Raw genomic sequence first — 3,879 nt, 5'->3', positions numbered from 1 at the left:
TGGCACATCTCTTGATGAAATTATTCGTGCTTATTGTGCATGAATAGTGTCTCATACTTATTTGAAATGACTATACCCCCCCAGCAAACACTCTTGTTCATTTATCGTTAAGGCCGCTACCGCATCCGGAATCCTACTGAGAGTTTTGAACAAAGTGTTAGTTAAAATATGTATAAAATTTGCCCGCCCAATACAGCAGTTGTATGGCAGGATACAGAAATTAAGATTAAAGAAAAAAAATCTATCCCCTAGGGTAGGCCACAAGGACAGAAAATCCGATGTATAATTATTGAAGGCATTTTTTACGATAACTCCCCAAAAAAATTAAAGAAATGGGGTTTTTCACCGGATATGCCTCGCGTTTTACAGGGCATTTTCGTAGATAAAAGTCGGTTTCTGGGTAAGCCATATTCACCTAGCCCTGTCAAGGTGACTGCCGAGCCTGGTCTAAAAGCCTTGCTGTAGAAAGATGACGATGACGTGGGTCCACAATCAAAGGTGGTTTCTTATTCTTAGGGGAGCGTGGCTGCTTCAGGAAAGACTTCAAATTCACTCGGGCAGCCAAATCCAACAAAAAATCAGCTAATTGAGATAGAGACAAAGCCTGGATAAATGACCAATTATCAGGTTCACAGGCTATAGTCATTCCTCGATAAGTGCCTTGAATTTCATCAACTTTCGTAGAATTCTGAAAGACTCGACTCAATTTTACCGACACCATGTACACTGCCGAGAGTTCTTCGGACAACAGCTAAAATATTGTAAGAAACCAAAGCGAGGCAAAAAGAAAATAAAGCAGCTTTCGGATAACCCAAGGTTTGAATTTCGCTCTCAAAGTTCTTAGTTACGATTTGAAAGAGAGTTTCAACACTCCAACGTCCTCGATATAACTGAGTAATATCCGTCGCACTGGCAACAGTTTGAGGTAGGCTAGTAAGTATGGCAATTTCCCAATCGCCATCACGAGTAACTTTTTTCAAACGCAATACCACCCGTCGTACTTTCAAACAGCTACCCTCATAAGTGAGAGCAACTGTCTGTTCAAAAACCGAGCCTGTTTCTACATCACCTTGAAATTTTAATTCACTGATTGCTTCCTGTGGCAGAGTTTTATGTTCTCGGACTAAAAAATCAGCAGAGGCGTTACAGATACCAAAGAGAAACCCTTGAGTACACATATTGCGATCGGCAATCCATAATTCACCAGGTTTTACCCGCTGTAATACCGACTCAAATAAAGAACGTTCCTGAGCGTGACCATCCTCACAAGGAAACACATCAATCGCCATTTTCAAGTCCTTGTCAAGTACAACCAAAGACTTACCAGGTAAAGCTTTCGCTGCATAGGGCTTCAGGGCTTCTAAACGATGATCTGTAGCAGCTAAACAGTTGCCATCAATGATTCTGATTTGATAAGGAGCTAGTAACTTTGGTGGACTAAGCTGTTCTACATTTAAACTGTCTGTCAAAAATCAATACAACTCTTGTGGGACGGGCTTCTAGCCTATCCGGAATTTCCAATTTAAATGCGTAACAGCTTATCTCCCAGAAATTGCATCACATCAGTCATAGAGCCAGCAGTTTCTCTTAACAGTGCAGCACTCACATCTAGTTCGATGCCATTAAGTTTGTCATAGACCGCTGTTCGACTGACATTAAGCTCCGATGCTTGGGCTCGGTATGCAGCATTCACGGAAGGATAGATGCCACAAACTACCAGGCTCATTAAATCAACGATGCTGGAGAATAGGAGTTCTCGCCTGTACTGGCTCTTGGCATGATTCTCAAAGATGGAGTCGAGTTGTTCTGTGTTCAATACTCGTTCCATTAAGCCTCGGACCATGACACTGACAGGACGCTCGCTTGACAAATCTCTCAAAGATGGCATCTAACATTTACTCAGTCCTCCTAAATACTGCAAGATGGGGTGAGCCAATAGCTTGTATGCTAGTCATACAAGGTTTCAACCATTATACCGATACCCGCAAATCGAAGAGAACGGCAACAGTCACTGATCTAAGTTTATTCGTAAGGTTGCCAAGCTTGTCGCCAGCGACCCTTGCCGTTCAAGATTCACCAAGAATGCCTGAATAAAGAACACCTTGACAGGGCTAGCCATATTCACCGAACTCCTAGAAACTCAAGCTGCTATTTTTGTGGCGGGCGATCGCACGCCGATTTATCAAAAATTGGTACAATTTCGTCAGTCGTGGACGCAGAAACCGGGTTGGTTTACAGAGAAAAAACCCGGTTTCTTGGGTATTGGTAAGTAGATGCTGTGTTCAAAACTTTTCACCACCCCAAACAACTCTATTGAGGTGGTTGAGACTTTGCTTCCAGGGCATCTTTAGCAGACAATCCCTGATCTTGAACGCCAAAATACCACAAACTAGCAGCAGCTTCGGCGCGAGTCACGGATTTCTTCGGCTGAAAAAGAGTAGTAAAACCAAAAACGCGGCGAATATTCGCTAAGTCTCCATTGTTAAAATCAGCTAAAACTGCCCGCGACGCCTGGGAATCAATCTTAGAAGCATCTTGAAAACCCCACTTTTCTTTCACTCCGTCAATGTTAGCTGTGGGCAAAACTTGACGACTATCTAAAGGCACTTTCCAAAAAATCATTGTTTCGCGAGTTAAAGGTGCATCCGGGCGAAATTTCACATCTTTAGTTTCTCCCGAAAGCGAACTCGGAATTACACCGGCTTCTGCTAAACCTTGAATTGCTGAAAAATCCGGGTCAGTTTTGGGTAAGTCAGAAAAAGCTGGTTCGCTAGAGTCTACTGCTAATCTAATTTGTTTGGCTTGACGGCTAGCATAAATCTGATTGTTAGCTGCTACTAACCAGCGGGCGTATTCGCGGCGAGTGACAATTTTGTTGGGTTTGGGCAAAGTGCTAGCTGTTTCTAAATTAGCACTTTCTGTGGATCGCACTTTCAGCACTTCCAACTGACTTAAATCAGCCACATACTGCCGCAACTGTTGAGGAATTTGGGTGTCTAGTTGGCTAACTTGTGCTGATTTTGACGAGGCGGATGGCGTTGGAGTAGTTTTCTCGGAATTAGATGGAGTTGGTGAAGCGGTTGGAGATGCGCTAGACTCGGAATTATTAGGTTGGGGACTGGCGGCAATTTCGGGGCTTTCTTTGCTGTAGTCGATCGCAAATTCTGTAGAACCCCCTACTTTCTGAGTAGGAGAAAGCGACACAGTTACCCGTAAATTATCTCGCGTTGCTACCAAAGAACCTTGTCCCTCGGCGGTGGGGCGGCTGACTATTTCCCACTTGCGACGCCCAAACTCTGTGGAGTAAAAGTTCTGAACCGAATTAACAGGATCTGTGCTTTCCCAGCGCAGCCGCACATTTTTTTGCGAGGGATCAGTTGGCCCACCAACTTCGATTAACTCAGCATTAGGATAGAGTGGAATCTCTGTGGGGAAATCGGGAGGAAGTTTGGCGGTAGAGTTTGTCTCAATTGCTGTCGCTGGTGGCGGGGAAGAGAAAACTACTGGGTTTTGTTTTAATTTGGGATCGGCGGCTAAAGATTCTTCGAGGGCCTTGCTGTTGGGGCTGTTTGCACAAGCTGTCACAGCAGCCAGCAGACACACAGCCAGCCAAGTATTTACAGCAGCGAGTATATTGGTTTTAGTGATTTTAGATCGTCCGTGAGAGTTGCCTCGCCGTGGAGTAAATATAATATTCAGCATAAATCGCCCCTTTGCAGATATATTTCTAGGCTAGCGCAGATCGATCGGGCATATATAATTTTTACCCACAGGAAATTTCTGTATTTACTTCTAGTTACTGCTATAGCATTTCTTACAAAGGTGAGGTACAATAACAGCAGTGAGTAAACCAATTCCAAATATTTGCTGATGTAACTT

At 43.8% G+C, this 3,879-nt stretch carries 5 protein-coding genes; 1 reads left to right on the top strand and 4 read right to left on the bottom strand.

Features of this window, described 5'->3' with window-relative positions; translation table 11 throughout:
• Positions 1-671 precede the first annotated feature (671 nt).
• Together QUA40_RS28020 and QUA40_RS28015 are read right to left on the bottom strand one after the other, a co-directional pair.
• The gene (locus tag QUA40_RS28020; protein WP_333131881.1) at positions 672-1,469 is read right to left on the bottom strand and encodes a transposase; all 798 of its coding nucleotides are present in this window, start codon (positions 1,467-1,469) and stop codon (positions 672-674) included.
• 53 nt (positions 1,470-1,522) lie between these two features.
• A complete protein-coding gene (locus QUA40_RS28015) occupies positions 1,523-1,888 on the bottom strand; it encodes a hypothetical protein (protein WP_333131879.1) in 366 nt (121 codons plus the stop codon).
• Positions 1,889-2,102: 214 nt separating this feature from the next.
• On the opposite strand from QUA40_RS28015, the gene QUA40_RS28010 reads away from it, so the two are divergent.
• On the top strand, positions 2,103-2,273 hold the full coding sequence (locus QUA40_RS28010; RefSeq protein WP_333131878.1) for a hypothetical protein: 171 nt from the start codon (positions 2,103-2,105) through the stop codon (positions 2,271-2,273).
• Positions 2,274-2,310: 37 nt separating this feature from the next.
• On the opposite strand, the gene QUA40_RS28005 is transcribed toward QUA40_RS28010, so the two are convergent.
• Positions 2,311-3,702, bottom strand: a complete 1,392-nt coding sequence (locus QUA40_RS28005; protein ID WP_333131876.1) for an S-layer homology domain-containing protein — start codon at positions 3,700-3,702, stop codon at positions 2,311-2,313.
• Positions 3,696-3,879: hypothetical protein (locus tag QUA40_RS28000; RefSeq protein ID WP_333131874.1), on the bottom strand; the 184-nt coding region annotated here is incomplete at its 5' end. The genes QUA40_RS28000 and QUA40_RS28005, both read right to left, overlap by 7 nt.

The sequence above is a fragment of the Microcoleus sp. Pol11C3 genome (assembly GCF_036701485.1).
Classification (GTDB): Bacteria; Cyanobacteriota; Cyanobacteriia; order Cyanobacteriales; family Microcoleaceae; genus Microcoleus.
This window is presented reverse-complemented; position numbering and strand designations above follow the sequence as displayed.